12 protein-coding genes are annotated in these 14,009 nt (G+C 56.2%); 3 read left to right on the top strand and 9 right to left on the bottom strand.

Features of this window, described 5'->3' with window-relative positions:
* The first annotated feature begins 55 nt into the window (after positions 1-55).
* Complete coding sequence (locus ACZ50N_RS07115; protein WP_464475007.1) at positions 56-277, top strand: hypothetical protein; 222 nt, start codon at positions 56-58, stop codon at positions 275-277.
* On the opposite strand, the gene ACZ50N_RS07110 is transcribed toward ACZ50N_RS07115, so the two are convergent.
* The 9 genes from ACZ50N_RS07110 to ACZ50N_RS07070 all read right to left on the bottom strand — a co-directional run bounded on the left by ACZ50N_RS07110 (position 263) and on the right by ACZ50N_RS07070 (position 11,627).
* On the bottom strand, positions 263-1,387 hold the full coding sequence (locus tag ACZ50N_RS07110; protein WP_464475006.1) for a glycosyltransferase: 1,125 nt from the start codon (positions 1,385-1,387) through the stop codon (positions 263-265). The two genes, ACZ50N_RS07115 and ACZ50N_RS07110, sit on opposite strands and share 15 nt — an antisense overlap.
* A complete protein-coding gene (locus ACZ50N_RS07105; RefSeq protein WP_464475005.1) occupies positions 1,384-2,715 on the bottom strand; it encodes an O-antigen ligase family protein in 1,332 nt (443 codons plus the stop codon). Before ACZ50N_RS07105 ends, ACZ50N_RS07110 begins: the two co-directional genes overlap by 4 nt.
* Complete coding sequence (locus tag ACZ50N_RS07100) at positions 2,712-3,758, bottom strand: glycosyltransferase (RefSeq protein WP_464475004.1); 1,047 nt, start codon at positions 3,756-3,758, stop codon at positions 2,712-2,714. The genes ACZ50N_RS07105 and ACZ50N_RS07100 overlap by 4 nt, the downstream gene beginning before the upstream one ends.
* A 53-nt stretch (positions 3,759-3,811) precedes the next feature.
* A complete protein-coding gene (locus ACZ50N_RS07095; protein WP_464475003.1) occupies positions 3,812-4,792 on the bottom strand; it encodes a glycosyltransferase in 981 nt (326 codons plus the stop codon).
* Positions 4,793-4,967: 175 nt separating this feature from the next.
* Positions 4,968-6,446 carry a lipopolysaccharide biosynthesis protein gene (locus ACZ50N_RS07090; protein WP_464475002.1) on the bottom strand — a complete coding sequence of 493 codons (1,479 nt, stop codon included), beginning with the start codon at positions 6,444-6,446 and terminating at the stop codon, positions 4,968-4,970.
* A 181-nt stretch (positions 6,447-6,627) separates the two neighbouring features.
* The gene (locus tag ACZ50N_RS07085; protein WP_464475001.1) at positions 6,628-7,647 is read right to left on the bottom strand and encodes an NAD-dependent epimerase/dehydratase family protein; all 1,020 of its coding nucleotides are present in this window, start codon (positions 7,645-7,647) and stop codon (positions 6,628-6,630) included.
* Positions 7,648-7,738: 91 nt separating this feature from the next.
* Positions 7,739-9,226 (bottom strand): tyrosine-protein kinase domain-containing protein, encoded by a 1,488-nt coding sequence (locus tag ACZ50N_RS07080; protein ID WP_464475000.1) that lies wholly within the window; start codon positions 9,224-9,226, stop codon positions 7,739-7,741.
* Between the two features lie 67 nt (positions 9,227-9,293).
* Entirely contained in the window at positions 9,294-11,123 is a 1,830-nt protein-coding gene (locus ACZ50N_RS07075) for a DUF4012 domain-containing protein (RefSeq protein ID WP_464474999.1), read from the bottom strand.
* Positions 11,124-11,207: 84 nt separating this feature from the next.
* Positions 11,208-11,627: a hypothetical protein gene (locus ACZ50N_RS07070; RefSeq protein ID WP_464474998.1), complete on the bottom strand. Its 420-nt coding sequence runs from the start codon at positions 11,625-11,627 to the stop codon at positions 11,208-11,210.
* Positions 11,628-12,048: 421 nt separating this feature from the next.
* Between ACZ50N_RS07070 and ACZ50N_RS07065 the strand changes: the two genes are divergently transcribed.
* Positions 12,049-13,674: an acyl-CoA carboxylase subunit beta gene (locus ACZ50N_RS07065; RefSeq protein ID WP_046362531.1), complete on the top strand. Its 1,626-nt coding sequence runs from the start codon at positions 12,049-12,051 to the stop codon at positions 13,672-13,674.
* 32 nt (positions 13,675-13,706) lie between these two features.
* The gene (locus ACZ50N_RS07060) at positions 13,707-13,988 is read left to right on the top strand and encodes an acyl-CoA carboxylase subunit epsilon (RefSeq protein ID WP_464474997.1); all 282 of its coding nucleotides are present in this window, start codon (positions 13,707-13,709) and stop codon (positions 13,986-13,988) included.
* The last annotated feature ends 21 nt before the right edge of the window (positions 13,989-14,009 follow it).

Below are 14,009 nucleotides of genomic sequence, written 5' to 3'. Positions count from 1 at the left end.
GGCCGTTGGTTCACGTCAACCGAAGCGAAAAACTTGGCATCCAAGCTGTATAGCCTTGTTCAGTTCTGTTTCTGCGGCATTGTGTGCCGCCGCGGCCAGTTCACCGCCGACTCGGCGCGCGATCGCGGTGGCCGAGGCGTTGCTCTACTACCGGGTGCTCGGAATGTTGGTGGCGCTGTCCCTGGTCACCTCGGGGCAGGTCGAACACCAGAGTCAGCAGCGCGGCGGCTGCTTCTTTCCGCCAGCTGCCGGCGCGTGTCACTCACAACCAGCCTAGGTTACGCACAATATGGTGGGCGAACGCCTCGCGGCCCGCGTCATCGGAACGAGCTCTGCAAAAACTTCTTTGGGCGTTTTCCGCTATAGCTGTGCGCGTTTTCTCATTAGACAGCGCGGACGTCAACTGATCATCAAAATTACTGAAGTCCCAATCGATGGGAACGTAAGTTTCGTATGGCTTGTAAAGGTTCGGAAACGTCTCCAGATGTTCCATCGATGGCTTTACTAGAAGCGCGCCGCATGCCATCGCCTCGAAATCGCGACCGCATATTTCCCCCCAGCCGTACGGACTGACGACCAATTTAGACTGCTGCATTTCTCGGATGTACCGCCTGTAGGAGACCTTAGAGTCGAGATCGGGATAGGACAGGTCACGCCGAACAGCTAACAACTCGCGCGCCTTCGACCTTTGCCATCCGGCCGCACTAGACCAAGCGCTACCCCGGAAGTGAACGTCCATCGAACGCGGCGCCGCTGCGCTCTTCACAGCAGGTTGTGCCATTCGTGCCGAGAGGTACGAGTAATACTTGCTATTTGAAAAAAGGTCACCAAGCCCGACATTCCAAGAAACGCGAAGTTTACCAAGGTACTCGCGATCTAAGACTGCAAATTGCTCACGCGATATATCGTCATCTTCAATCCCGTACTGATCATGGTAATAGTCGCAATACAATCGGCCGCCCCACAGCGGCCGCACGTACCGTTCTTTGTCGCGCAATATCTGCTTTTTGAAGTACAACGCTACATACGGCAGAACATCGAAACGGCACGTACCTGTGCTATCGGCTGAATCTAGCCAAACCAGCGTATTGCAGGCACTACCGAGATCTTCGAGAATGTTTGAAAGTTTGTCGGGAGATAAACCCCCTATACCGGCGGCATGACTGTGATGATGTGCAACGAAAAGTGCATCAAGTTTCTTCAGGCGTATGGAGTGCCCGGATGGAACGCGATTACCTTTGATCGGCAGGTACTGGAGCGCACCAAGAAAGCTGATTTCAACACCCAGTTTACGAAACTCGTCTTTGGCCCACAACAACGACTTCAGCCACCTGAACGTGTAGTAAGACCCATCGTAGACAACTCCGACTCGCTTCAACCTAGTCACTTGGCTAGCCTTCCTTCAGAAGCCTCATGCGCCGATTGACCGCGACTGGCTCGCTGGCTGGCGGCGGAGACATCAAGGGCGACACTCGGGTGAGAAATAGTTCCTCCAATTCCCGCAGTGCCAAAATTTTCTCGACCGGTGTCCGTGCAGAGGGCCACCCACGCGAGCCCGACAAAAGCCATGAATATCCGGCTGTAATAATCAATTGCACCATATTCGATAAGAATGAGCGTCACCATCAAGGTGAGAATCATGGACTGTGTCGAATTAAATGCTGAACGCAGCTTAAAGCCCCGCACAATGATAACAACATAGAGCCAGTAGAAGGCAACAAGGCCAACTACGCCACCATTAACCAAAAGCTCGACGAAGTTGTTGTGAGCATAATAAGAAAATTCTCGCGGATAGTACATTGCCATCAAGGCGCGAAAATTATCGACACCATGCCCTATCCACGGAGCCTCGCGGAACCACCCAACACCGCGTTCAATTAGGGAAAATCTCGTAGAAGTGCTCGCGTCGACCTCCCCCGAGCTAAGAAAGCCATTCATCATGGTCTCCATTCGGTGACCAACAAGGTCATACAGAGGTGCGAAATTCATCAGGAGGAAATACCCCGCCACGCCTAGCACTCCTGCAGTCACTATGCGGAGAACGCGCCTTAGCCCGCGAAAGCTGCTGTTCAGTAAGGAAAACAAGAGCACTATGAGAGCGACCATGATGACGGCCTTTCTCGACGCCGAGAGTGCGGCCACAGCGATATTACCGGCCAGAGCCACACCAGCAAACCACCGGCTCACAAGCGCTGATTGGCTCCAACTCATGTAAGCCAAGCCAAAGCCGAATGCCGCGGTCATTCCGATGATATTTGCGTTCGTGTCACCAGCTTCTCGAGCAGTAATAAACACAAACAGTCCATTATCAACTGCGATCCTTGCCATCAGCACAATTGGTGCAATCATAAAGCAAACCAGCGATAGACGCAGTCTTGCGGGATCCCCCTCCACAAGATAGACCAAAGATACGATGCATACTGCATTTATCAGAAGTGTCAACGCCATCTGCTGAGCGCGATCGCCAGAGAAGGCCCAGAAAATCGACGTCGCACTGTAAATAACAAACAATGCCTGCCAAAGCTGCACCAAATTAGCTCTTAGCGGTTTGACCGTACTCTCGAAGACAGCAGAAGCAACCAGGAGTACACGCGCCACCTTGGCGGGAGTTGAGCCGTCGTCATAAACGACACTCAACACTATGTAGCTGGCGATTGAAACATCTGCGAACCTGACGGAAAGCATTCTGTCTTTTAGCCCGTAGTAGTCCGTCAATTGACACCCCGCGCTTCTTCGCGTCCCAGTCGATCCCACTGTGCCGCAATCGTGCGAACCGACAGTTCATCGCGCAATTCCGCGCCAGCGCCTGCAACGCGCTTGGCAAATTCTTCGTCCTCCGCGATTCGAGACATAGCTTTGGCTAACGCACGCACGTCACCGACTGGCACCAAAAGACCGTTACGGCCGTTATCGATGACCATCCTCGCGCCACCTCCGGAACAGTCGGTGCAAATGGTCGGCACTCCAAGAGCCATCGCTTCGATCATCGAGTTGGAGAATCCCTCATAGTCTGACGGCAGCACAAACATCGCACACTCCTTGGCCACGATATGAATATCGCTGCGAGCTTCGTTCACTGTAGCGACACCAGCCAAACCAAGGGAATCAATCAAATCAAATAAAGCAGCGCGTTCACTTCCCTCGCCGTAGATTTCCAACGAATATTCCGGATGATACGTCTGAAACTCTTTGAAGGCACGGATTAGTAACGGGAGATTTTTTTGCGGCTCAAGACGGCAAAAAGTGATAACGGTATTTCTTCGAGGCGTCCGCGCCAGAGCCGGAAGATTCGGATCAATAGGATTCGGAATTACTGTCTTTGCAATAGCGTCTGAGAAGTAGTCCGCTGCCTCGTACGTCTGACATACTAACGTTTTTGCTTTCAAATAAGCCAGTTTCCTGATTATATCCTGCGGAAAGCCGTTTCCAACCCGGGCCGGGTCGTTGCGTTCAGAGACAACAACGCTATTCTTGAGACCCAAGCAGGCCACAACTGTCTCAATATTGACAAAATACTGGAATGCTATAACCACTGCATTAGGGTTCTCCGCTATCACATCGCGAATCCATCGGATACGTCGAAGACGTGCAAGCGTTGAACCGGCAGCGACTTCGCTATAGAGCTTTGCGACAGACGGGTCGAGCCAATACTCGTTATCACGCCGATGAAATGACAGAACACCCACGCGCCGGCCTTGTGCCGATAGCTCATTTGCCAGAAGGCACAGCACGCGTTCCGCTCCGCCGACTGCGAGCATGTTGCTGACAAATATCAGGTCCCGCCCACACATCGAAGCCGGTTCTATGCTTGTCACATCAGCCCCGCTCGCTCGCCAATTGCCGCATAAAGGCTGCCAAGTCTCGCGGCGGACTCGGCGACGTCGTAACCTGCAGCTCGTAGTGCGCGCTGCGCCTCGCGCGAGGCAGCGCGCCGATCGGTGTGTTCAGCCCTTGCCATACGACTGGCCCACATCGCGACATCGGTGATCGGTAGAAACTCAACGAGTTCCGTGACACCGCATTCTTTCGTTACATTCGCACTAATAAGAGCAGGCAATCCAGAAATCTGCCACTCTATCGCCACGGTTGGGAGACCTTCGTATAACGAAGGCAGTACCGCCAGGTCGAAGGCGCTTAGGTACTCGGATACGCGCGAAGACCGGCCTAGGAAAGTGACTTTACCGTCGAGTCCTCGTTGGTGAACGTCCGCCTCGATCTCATCGCGCAGCTCGCCTTCTCCGATTAAGAAAAGACGTAACCGATCATTTTGCTCTGAAGCAAACGCAAAGGCTGCGAGAAGAAAGCTATGGTTCTTCGGCTCATGGAAGTAACCAACGTGACCAATAGCGACGTCGTCGTCCACCAACCCAAGCTCCTGTCGTGCGCGCTTCCTTGCTTCTAAACTAAAAGCATATTGAGCGAAATTACGGCAGTTCCGAACAATTGTGAACTCATCATCCGCGAACAGCCACTTACCAGCCTCATGACCGCACGCGATACGATCTGTACATAAACGATTCATGGCCGGCCTCAGAATTCTGTCGTATGCCGGATACATGCCTTGAGTATTGTGCGAATGTACCACCCGTGCTCTTACCCCTACGCCAAGGCTGCACAATAGTTCGATTGCAGCCGTTCCGCTATTTCCATTGACGTGGATAATGTCGTACGCCTTCGTCCGCATCAGCCGGCGGAGAGCTCGCATATACGCGATGGGGTGGGCTTTCCTGTTAGGCAAAATGTGCGTTTGAAAGCCTGATGCTGCAAGCTCTTCAACCAGCGACGGCTCCACGCCTGTGTACCCAACCGTGTCTATCCCTGATAGCCCCGGCATCTGCGTGGCGCCGAACGTGTGCAACATCCAGGCTGTAATCCCATCCTTCCTCACGCCTGTAGTACTAACCATTAGTACCTTCATTGCGTCACCGCCTCTTTAGTGACCGCCCCGCAGCTAAACCGGAGCGTCTTCATGTTGAACTAACGCGCGCTCGGACATAACCCAAAGCCCGAAAGATAACCGACCTAGTTCGCGGGAAGCATAGACAGACGCCTATGTAAATCGCAGCGCAGATTGCTATTGCTGACACAGATAATGCCCAACTAGCGCGACTAATCGGGCCCAGCCAAGCAGCGAATACTCCCATTATCGAAACGGCGATCAGGGGCGGATACAGGTTACCAAGTACCTGCCAAAAGCTGATACGTACAACGATGTAAGTGAGTACCTGGTTGATCGCAACCTGCACGATCCTTACTATTCCGCTGACGATTACTAGCGTCGTGAATCCGCGAGTTGCGGCGTAATAAATAACCGGAATCATTACCGCAAGATAAACGATCTGAGAAAATAAGGAAACCTGTGGACGGCCTATCGACCGAAAAATCTCACTACAAAAGTGTGACAACACGATCAGCAAGCCCATTGACAAGCTCGCGACTCCGAACATCAATGCGCCGTCAGACCAATCACTACCGAAGAGAAACACGGTTAGGAAGTCGCGGAAGAAGAATGCGCCAACCCCAATCGGTAAGACTAGTAGTGAGACATAAAATTGAAACGTAAAGAAGAAAGCACGGAAGGCCGGCGGGTCTGACTGAAGTCGAGATAGTGACGAAAACAGCACCGGCGTCGTTGCGGCCGTTACTACCGCGAACATAGATACGACCAACAGCAGCGGTTGCCGAAACAGGCCGAGTTCGTGCGATCCTAGGAGGCGACCCACAATGAATACTATTGCGGATCCATTCAACCAGATTGAGATCGCTTCAAGTAAGGACCATCCACTCAACGAGAACATTTGTCGCAACGTGGTGAACGAGTACCGCATTTGCGGCTTCCAGGAAGAGATGACCGTGAGCGCGACTGCTTGCACCAAAGTGCTCGCGAGAATTCCTGCAATAAGCGACCAGTATCCGCAATTCAGGCTCGCCATTGGTACCGCGACGATGAGTGTGGTAAGTGCCGCGCCGACACGAATTGGAAGCAACTTTTTATACTCGAGAGCGCGATGAAATAGTGCCATTTGAGTGCTGACCCCGACGGTCAACGGCAACGATGTCGCTGCTATAAGCAACGGAAATCCGAGTCCAGGATTTCCTGCAAACGCGGCCAACTTGTCGCTTGACACAGCGATCAAGCCAACCAGCAGAATTGCGATGGCCAAACTTGTCCAGAAGGCGACATTTGCGTAGTCATTCAAAGACTTTTTGTCTGCAATTGGCCGTTGTATCAGAAATTTCTGAAAACCTGAATCCGCAAGCATTTCGCCGAAGCTGGTGATCACTAGAATGGTCGCGACCACGCCAAACGCTTCGGGCGCGAGGAGTCGCGCCAGAATAAGTTGCGTTACAGGTGTAATAATGCGTGCGAGAACCTCGGTCAATAAAGACCAGACCGCCGCATGGCGCGCCTTCTCATTGATATTGCCAATCCCCGGTGTAACCATCAATCCGCCCTATAGACGCTTCCTGTCTTTGGCCGTCTGGACATGCTAGTAGACGGTAGTCCTTATTTCACCCTGCTGGGGACGGCTCGGCGCGCAACCTCTGCGTCTCGCATGGTGGAACTTATCGCAGTTGCCGGGAAGCCGTGAGCTAATTCTACTGCCGCAATTAGTTGCGAGCCACCTAAACGTCGCCAGCTCCGGCGCGGTATTCCTGGAACCAGTCAATAAAATTGCGAACGCCCTCGGCTAGTGGTGTGACGTTCAATTGCCCTATTAACTCCCGCAGTAATGTGGCGTCTGCGAAAGTCTCGACCATGTCACCGTCTTGCATTGGCATAAAGTTCATTTGTGCTTTGATAGCCAACGCCTCTTCGATTTCAGAAATAAAATCCATCAACCCCGTGGGTTTTCCGCCGGCTATGTTTACCGTCCGAAATGGAGCGACCGGGCTTACCGAATCAAACTTCCCTACGGCAAGTCCTGCAGTCGGAGGATGATCAATAAGCCTCTCAATAGCCCCCACCAGATCATCGATGTATGTGAAGTCTCGGCGCATCTTACCGTTCCCGTAAACGTCGATGGGCTTGCCTGCAAGCATCGCCTCAACGAACTTGAAGAGTGCCATGTCGGGACGGCCCCAAGGTCCGTATACCGTGAAAAAGCGAAATGCCGTCGTCGGCAGCCGATAAAGAGAAGAATACGAGTGCGCTAAAGCCTCTGTTGCTTTTTTGGTTGCTGCATATAGGGACACCGGCGAGTCGGTGCGGTCCACTTCAGCAAACGGAACATGCTGATTGCCGCCATACACAGATGATGTCGAGGCGATCAAGAGATGCGAGGTACGCGTGACCTTGGCAGCTTCAAGAACTGAGAATGTGCCGTCGACGTTGGAACTTAGATAAGCAGTCGGTTGCTCGATGCTGTAGCGCACACCCGCCTGAGCGGCCAGATGAATGATGACATCGGGCCTAAACTTTGTCGCCTGTTGAATAAATTCGTCGCGGGCCTCGAGCATCAGGTCGATGTGCGTATAGGAGCTCGTTCGGCCGAGCTGAGCGAGTCGACGCTTCTTCAGGTTGATGTCGTAGTAGTCCGTCATCCCATCAACCCCTAGGACGACGGCGCCCGCCGCGAGCATTCGCCTCGCGACATGGAAACCAATAAAACCTGCATCACCAGTCACTAATACGCGCGGCGCCATTGTTGCCCCCTTCAACTGCGGACGTCACGGGACACAGCTACTTGCTGTAGGCCCTCACCCGTGTTCGCGAAATGCCCGAAGCCCTGCCCATTCATCTAGCAAATCGCTCGCCTACGCCCCGCTCCTCAGCGAGTGAGCCCTTAGACGGTCGCTTCTTAAAGTCTTCCGCCAGCGTTCCCTTCTTCGACTCGATCTCGTTCCGCTGATTCGACACCAACTTGGGCGTGTCGCTGCCGTAGTAGGAGTAGCTGTAATCGTACGACGACCTGCCGCGAATTGGCATCATGGTGAAGACGGCTCCAAGAAGTGGTGCACCGACACTTTGTAGATTGTCGACCGCATGTGCCAACTGGTCTCGCTTCGTCTGTCCGTGCCTCGTCATGATCAACACCCCGTCCGCACCGGCAGCCAGTATGGCAGCGTCCGTTACTGCTAGCAGAGGTGTGGAATCGAGGATTACATAGTCAAACTGCGACCTCAGTTCAGACAGCACTCTCCTTGCAGATTGCGAACCCAGAAGTTCGCTCGGATTCGGTGGAATCGCACCCGATGTCAGCACGGTCAATCCAGGAAATCGCGTCTTTTGCAGCGCATCGTCGAGGGACGCCCCTCCGCTAAGCACTGTACTAAACCCGACCGTCCCGACTAGATCCAAATATTTCGCCAACGTGGGACGTCGCATGTCTCCGTCGATAAGCACAACCCTGTGTTCTGCTTCGGCCAGGGCCAAAGCGACATTTATCGCGGTAGTGGACTTACCCTCATGCGGCATTGAACTTGTCACCACAATCACCCGAGGTGGGTTGTCGACTGCAAGGAACTGCAAATTTGTTCTTAGTTTACGGAAAGCCTCTGCAATTGCTGTGTTGTCTCGGTCGAACGCGATTGCTGGTTGCTTGCGGCGCTCCTTGTCCATTGGTATAGCGCCGACCAGACTTACACCCGCAACCTGTTCAATCGTTTCTGGGCTGGTGACGGTGTTATCCAGCATATCTCTTACTACGGCAAGCCCCACTCCCAGCAGGACACCTAGACCCATCCCAATGGCAATGTTGCGTGGGACTTTCGGGACCACCGGACTCTCAGGTACCGTCGCCCGCTGTTCGACGACGACACGAACATCCGGCGCAGATGCTTTGTCTGGAGCTTCCAGTTCGCTGACCATTGCGACGAACTCGTCGGACAGAGCATTTGCGATATCCCGCGCCCTTACGGCGGATTGGTCAAGAACTTGGACATCTATCAGGACAGTATTCGGCTTTGCCTCCGCTTTTATCTTACTTTGCAGCTCGCTCGACTCCATATTTAAACCAAGTTTGTCGATTGTCCGTTGAGCGAGCGTTGCACCCGTGATCAGCTCTGCATACGAGATCACTCGCTGCTGCGAAAGATTGCTGCCTTGGTATAGATCGGACAGCGAAGATCCCGGCCTTGTCGACACGAAAAGCCGCGTTGACGCTTGATACAGGGGCGTAGTCAACAGCGATAGAATGACAGCTGCCAAAGTCGCCAGAACTATAGTAGCGCTGACAACAATCCAGCGCGCCCTTATAAGTTTCACAAAGTCTTGCAGTTTCACAACTGCCCCTCTCGTGAAGGCCTCGACAGGCTCTGCGGATCACTCGTCTGCCAAGCGCTCAATTCGACTAACCCGCACATGCAGGCACCAGCACCTTCGGATTGACGGTGTCGACCATTGGCTGAGTCAGCACTGTGGGCGCTCCCGGCCGAACAGGCTCCGACAACTGGAAGCTGACGTCAGCCGGTTGCCCTGGCGGAATGATGACTTGAACTTCGAAAACTGGATGGCCACGTTCCAACCCAATAATTGCCGGCACACGTTGTCCGTTCAAGATCGCCGCCGACAACTTCGCGTCCTTAGTTGCGTACAAACGCACCGAAGTGATGTTCGTTCCCCGCGGCACGGCAATCTGAACATCTGGCGAAAGTCCAGCCATCGCAGCCACATAGTCCGGCAGTGGCTCATTAGGCACGGTGTTCGCCAATTTGACAGTAACGGTAGAAGCTCTCGTGTCGCCCTGACAAGGATCTGCCGCATATTCGATTTGCGATCGCAGATAGTAGTCCAGCTTATTACCGCCCAGGTTGTTTATCACCACCGCGGCGAAAGGAGCAGAGTCTTCGGGCATTGTATGCGCGAGCGACGTCTCCTCTAGCAGCTTCTGCTCCGCGGGAACCGCACTCCAAACTGCAATACGCCTTTCACTGACTGCTTTACCCAGCGCGTCCAGTAGTCGTCGCGGCGATTCGACAGGGCCGGTCATCTTTACGACCACCGCATTCGCGATGTCCTGCAGATACTGCTTACGCGCCAGCTGATCCTCTGGAAAACGCTTGTAGGCGGTAGATTCGGTCAGCTCGACCACGTTGTCCTTCGAGATGCGCTCACCATCGGCCAGGGTCACCGGACCGACAGCGCCGAGTATGAAGCTGAGTGCGACCGGGTCGATGGCAATCACTCCGTCGACATTCGTCCCAGTCTCGACAGCCCACATGGACTGCCAAATCTGAGCGGCGTAGGGAAAATGAGGGCTGAGATTACTATTGCGGAAGTCGGTGAAGGCGTTGGCGTAGCCGTACATCTTGTCGTACTCGGGCCCGAGATCGACAGGCGCAATGGCGTCGGCGAGATCGTTGTTCGACGCTAACGTATCGACTGTCGGTTTGCCTTTGTCAAAGCTGATGATGCCAAACCCGCCAAGTAGACCGCCTGTTCCGCGAGCCTCCGCGTTGGTCTGAAAGCCCATGAAATAGGTTCGGGGTCCGTCGGCACCCATCATCGATGGAACCAACTTTGCCGCCAAGGCGGTGTTTTCGAGAACCGATGTTAGGTCACCGATTTGGCTCTGCAGCTGGGATCGCGCATCGCTCATAAGCGATACGTAGCGAGGGTCGGTAATTGCGCTAGCCGCATCGTTCAAACGCCTGGCATCAGCAGCCAGCTTGCTCAGCTGTGGCTCCTGGCCACGCAGCAGATCCACGTCGACCCGACCATCCTTGTACAGCCGATCAGGCGAGAGGGTCACTCCGACATTAGTCGCCGGCTGGAGAACGTCTGCGGCGAGACCGAGCACGACGTCGGTGATCTGCTGCCCTGCCTGGAATGGACTGCCTATCCACGGCAGCGCCGAAACAATGTTCCATGCTGCAGAATGCGTCGCGTCACGCGCAGCTTGTGCACTGGACCGAGCGTCACTCGCGGAGGCAGCCGCAGCCTTCGTATCTGCTTCCAGGAGCTGATCTTTGGCTGCAGTAGCGCTTGCACGAGCCGACTCGAGGTTCGACTTGGCCTGAAACGCTCCGATGGTCACCCAGCAGCCAAGCGCTACAACTACAAGAGCAACGAAAAGCGCGCTCCAAACAAGTAGGCGGCGACGAGGTCGGCCATCATCTTCGCCGGAGCCATCGTCAGCTTCTGCAGAATCATCGGTATGCCGTCCGGGAAAGAAGCGCACTCAGACTGTCCTGTGAATGACCAAGGCCTGCACGTCTTGCGACGGGCAGGCCTCAGTGCGATTGATGATTGGCAAGTCGGACGATCAGCAGCTGCCGCTTGTGACTGTGCCGTAGGGCCCGATTCCAACGGAAGAACCACCGAGGCAGACATCGAAGCTGATGTTATTTGTGATCGCCTGGGCTGAGCGAATCTGCGCGGCGCGTGTGGCCGCGAGCTGTCCGAAGAAGGTGTCGGGATGCGCCGCAGCGTAAGCCTCGAGCCGGCTAGAACGCCTCTCCTGGGAGGCTGCGCTTTGCTTGATGAACACCGAGTACAGCTGCAGCGACGCCGCCGTAACGACGTAAACAGGCCCCTTGGGCTGCAGCGGCAGGTCGGCAAAGCTCGGCGCTGCCGGCAGCTGAATCTGCGGTGCCGCGTTCGCGGCAACCGGTACGAATGCAGCACCAGCCGCAACCGCGGCAGCAGCAACCGTCACCTGGAATTTGGTAGCAATGGTGGTCATTTCCCCCCACTTTCTCGAGTCCCCATCTCGGAACAAGTTGCTGGAAGCATCGCAGACGCCGGGGGTGCTGTCAAACGATCCGGCGATGTTTCTTCACCTTTCTCTGCAATTGCAGAAATACGTCATAACCTGCACGTCGGCATCCTGCGGCTACGCCGCCTCGCTACCCGATCCGGACCGGTTCCGGCCGAGGAATAGGCCCGTACGTAACACCGCAGAAACGTTTGCTGAGAGCGCTGTTTCTAGATGTTTGTCGTGGTCCAACCTTCGATCATGAATTACTGGCAGATGGCTAACAGCGACCATTTGCGCACGGAAGGGGTTGGGGGCTCACAGCGGGCGGGCGATTCCGAGGCGTTCTTAAGGGACTAGTAAGACCCCCGCGCGACTCGCGGGAGCCCCGCCGTTAGCATCAAGAACCATGACGAGCGTGACTGAGCCCTCCGCCGAGCACGAGATCGATATTCACACCACCGCCGGGAAGCTGGCCGATCTGCGCAAGCGCGCCGAAGAGGCACTTCACCCGGTCGGCGAGGAGGCGGTCGAGAAGGTTCACGCCAAAGGCAAGCTCACTGCGCGCGAGCGCATCCTCGCACTGCTCGACGAAGATTCCTTCGTCGAGCTCGATGCGCTGGCCAAGCACCGCAGCAAGAACTTCGGTCTCGACAAGATCCGCCCCACCGGCGACGGCGTGGTGACGGGCTACGGCACCATCGACGGCCGCGATGTCTGTATCTTCAGCCAGGACGCGACCGTGTTCGGCGGCAGCCTCGGCGAGGTCTACGGCGAAAAGATCGTCAAAGTCCAGGAACTCGCGATCAAGACCGGCCGCCCGCTCATCGGCATCAACGACGGGGCCGGCGCGCGCATTCAAGAGGGCGTGGTCTCGCTCGGCCTTTACAGCCGAATCTTCCACAACAACATCAAGGCCTCTGGCGTCATCCCGCAGATCTCGCTGATCATGGGCGCGGCCGCCGGCGGCCACGTGTACTCCCCCGCACTCACCGACTTCGTCATCATGGTCGACCAGACCAGCCAGATGTTCATCACCGGACCCGACGTCATCAAAACCGTCACCGGCGAAGACGTCACCATGGAGGAGCTCGGCGGCGCCCAGACCCACATGTCCAAGTCCGGCACCGTGCACTACGTCGCCTCGGGCGAGCAGGATGCCCTGGATTACGTTCGCGACCTGCTCTCGTACCTGCCGCCCAACAACTATGCCGAGCCGCCGCGCTACCCGGCGCCGCACCCGGGCCCCATCGAGGAGAGCCTCACCGAGGAGGACCTCGAGCTCGACACCTTGATTCCGGATTCGCCGAATCAGCCGTACGACATGCACGAAGTCATCACCCGCATCCTCGACGACGACGAATTCCTCGAAGTCCAAGCCGGTTACGCGCAGAACATCATCGTCGGCTTCGGCCGCATCGACGGCCGGCCCGTCGGCATCGTGGCCAACCAGCCCACCCAGTTCGCGGGCTGCCTGGACATCAACGCCTCGGAGAAGGCCGCCCGCTTCGTGCGGACCTGCGACTGCTTCAACATCCCGATCGTCATGCTCGTCGACGTTCCGGGCTTCTTGCCGGGCACCGGCCAGGAGTACAACGGCATCATCCGCCGCGGCGCGAAGCTGCTCTATGCCTACGGCGAGGCCACCGTCGCCAAGGTCACCGTGATCACCCGCAAGGCCTACGGCGGCGCGTACTGCGTGATGGGGTCCAAGGACATGGGCTGCGATGTCAACGTGGCCTGGCCGACCGCGCAGATCGCGGTGATGGGCGCCTCCGGTGCCGTCGGGTTCGTGAACCGCAAGGAACTCAAGGACGCCGCGCAGAATGGCGAAGATGTCGACGCGTTGCGGCTGGAGCTGCAACAGCAGTACGAGGACACACTCGTCAATCCGTACGTCGCCGCCGAACGGGGTTACGTCGACGCGGTCATCCCGCCCTCGCACACTCGCGGCTACATCGGGACAGCACTGCGGCTGCTCGAGCGCAAGATCACCCAGACGCCGCCGAAGAAGCACGGCAACATTCCGCTGTAGATCGAACCGGTTGCCAGACAAGGAGTTCAGCAGTGGACCATGATGCCGACATCATCGAGGTGTCCGACCCGCGGGACATGACGATCGACAACCCGCCCGCACCCGACCCGCACTTCCAGGTCGTCAAGGGCAACCCCAGCGCCGAGGAGATCGCGGCGCTGGTGACCGTGCTGGCCGGCGCGGGCGGCGCCGGGCATGCCGAGCCGGGCCCACAGGAGCTCAATCCATGGGGCCATCCGATCGACAAGCTGCGCTACGACGTGACCAGCTGGCAGCGCGTCACGCTGCTGGAGCGGATGCACATGCGGCGATGACAACCCGCCTGCGCGAGGGAC

Source organism: Mycolicibacterium obuense (assembly GCF_055397605.1).
Note: the sequence above shows the minus strand (reverse complement) of the source record. Positions and strands in the feature narration are given on the sequence as shown.